This is a genomic window from Polaribacter sp. Z014 (assembly GCF_023555435.1).
In the GTDB taxonomy this organism is placed as follows: domain Bacteria; phylum Bacteroidota; class Bacteroidia; order Flavobacteriales; family Flavobacteriaceae; genus Polaribacter.
Window position 1 is genome coordinate 1 of record NZ_JALCZP010000060.1, and the last position, 2,490, is coordinate 2,490.

Sequence of the window (2,490 nt, forward strand, 5' to 3'; positions counted from 1 at the left end):
TAATCAAAGGTTGTTGCATTTCTGTCAACTTCTATTTTCCTGCGGAAAATAGCCGTCGACTTAAAACGCAACTTTCCATACAAAACAACGTTGTACCTAATTTATGAAAATCCTGCTAAAAAGAACATTATTTATAATAATTGGAATTTCGATAATTGGAATTTTGATGTATTATCTTTCTCTTTGGAATCAAGAAAAACAATTTAATAAATATGGTTTTAGTTTTAATTCAGAAAGAAAGGAAATTGGATTAAAAGAAATTTCTGAAAATTGGAAATCCGAAAAACTATCTTGGAAAAACTGGAATAAATTAAAAGATGAAAATTATAATGACGGAATACTTTCCAAGTTTGGAAAAATTTTTAGTCTAAAAAATATTCCAACAGGGTTGACTTTTAAAAATGACGTCGTTGAAAACAAAACTATTTTTAAAAATAAAATGATTTGGTTAAATTCAAATATACTCTTTTGGAAAAATGGAATTGAATCTGAAATGGATGTTTATGAAAAAAATACTGATTCAGTTAAAGTAGAAACTTTATCAATTAGATATTATTTTCAAGATGAAAATGGAAATAAAAACTACTTTGAGGCAAATCATTCCGTTTATGATTTAGATATTTTATATTGTGGAACTTCTGATTTTATAAAGAGAGATTTACAACGAAAATCAGGAAAACCATATTACGGAAATATAACAAAGAAAGAAGCTGATAGTATTTTAACAAAATGGAAAACAAAAAACTAGGTACAACACCGTGTATAAAAAATTGCTTAATTTAGTGCTTAACCAAAGTTAGTTGCATTTTTATAAACTTCTATTTTCCTGCGGAAAATAGCCGTTCATTTAAAACGCAACTTTCCATAACACAACAACGTTGTAAGGCATTAAAAAAACTGAATGGGAATTAATAGACTTTTAGAAAAATATAAATTAATTGACATATTTGAAACTGAATTAAATGTTGAAAAAGAAATCTTTATAAATGAATTTAAGAAAATGATTGGAAAAGGTTATTATACGCCTTTCTTAATAATGCTTGACATCATTAATCCTGAAAATAAAAAATACATTGGAGATATTAATTCAAAATGTTTAAAAATCCGAGAGAGATTTATTATAGACAATTCTATCACGAATAATTTTGCATCTGTAAAGTCTGAATTTTATAAAGAAAGAAATACGCTGAAAATAAAAACTGAAATTCGAGGAATGGAAATTATACCATTCATTTTGAGAATTCTAATATTCGGAATTTATTTACTCACAATGTTACTTCTTCTAATTGAAACTCTAATTCCACCAATACAAACTGAAATTGAGATTGCATATATTTTACCTCCAATTTTCGTTACAATTATTGTAGGATTTTTGACCTATTACCCATACAGAATTGCAAAAAAAAATGTGTTGGAAATGAAAAAAAATATGAAAGTAATAAACGAACTGATTGAAAAAAACGCCTTACAACACCGTGTATAATTTATTGCTTGTTTTAGCCAATTTACGAAAGTCCTTTGGGACTTTCTTGGTTAGTGTTTTATTTACTAACTTTAGTGCTTAAAACACGCAACAAATCATACACAACAACGTTGCCATTAATTTACGAGATGAAAAAAATCCTTCTATTAATTTTTATATTTAGTTTTAATATTAATTCTCAAATAAAAGGGGAATACTCAAACGGAAATGGGGAGGATTATCGAACCATTATTTTCCAAAAAGATTACACTTTTCAATATTTATCAGGAGGTTGTGTAAGTGAATCACATGGAAATGGTCATTATGAAATAAAAGACAAAAAACTTTACTTAAAATTTCAAAAGCAAAGTGCTGAATTTAACTCTAAATATTATTCAAGTTCGCATAGAATCATTAAAACTAGCTCTAATAAAAAAGATAGTATAACTATAAAAGTAAAAGTATTAGATGAATACGAAAATCCTTTCCCATATTCATATTTAAAAGATAGTACTGAAAATTTAGGTGCTTCAGATTTAAATGGACAAATAAAATCAATAAATGGAAATACTGAAATTAAACTTCCTTTTTCCGAATCTAATTACTTTATTCAGCTTTCATCAATGGGTACTGAAAGTTACCCAATAAACATTATTCCGAATAAGAATTATGAAATAGAAGTAACCTTAAAAGCACATTCTGAAAGAAAAGAAATTATACAAGGTATTATTCTTGAATATGAAATAATAAAAATAAAGAGGAAAATATTAGAATTAAAATTAGGAGAATCATCATTAATATATAAAAGAAACTAATGGCAACACCGTATAAACTTTATTGCTAGTTTTGGCTCACTTGGGAAATTCCTCCGGAATTTCGCCGTTCGTGTTATATTTACTAAATTCACTGCTTAAACAACGCAACAAAGCTTATACAACAACGTTGTACAATATAAAGAATGAAAATAAAATTCGTCATAATATTCACATTTTTAGCTTTTTTAAAGGCTGAATTTTCTCATTCTCAAA

At 26.4% G+C, this 2,490-nt stretch carries 3 protein-coding genes; all 3 read left to right on the forward strand.

Annotation, left to right across the window (positions count from 1 at the left end; translation table 11 throughout):
• Positions 1–103 precede the first annotated feature (103 nt).
• Complete coding sequence (locus tag MPF19_RS18785; RefSeq protein WP_249989811.1) at positions 104–748, forward strand: hypothetical protein; 645 nt, start codon at positions 104–106, stop codon at positions 746–748.
• Between the two features lie 153 nt (positions 749–901).
• The gene (locus MPF19_RS18790; protein ID WP_249989812.1) at positions 902–1,483 is read left to right on the forward strand and encodes a hypothetical protein; all 582 of its coding nucleotides are present in this window, start codon (positions 902–904) and stop codon (positions 1,481–1,483) included.
• Between the two features lie 128 nt (positions 1,484–1,611).
• The gene (locus tag MPF19_RS18795) at positions 1,612–2,277 is read left to right on the forward strand and encodes a hypothetical protein (RefSeq protein ID WP_249989813.1); all 666 of its coding nucleotides are present in this window, start codon (positions 1,612–1,614) and stop codon (positions 2,275–2,277) included.
• The last annotated feature ends 213 nt before the right edge of the window (positions 2,278–2,490 follow it).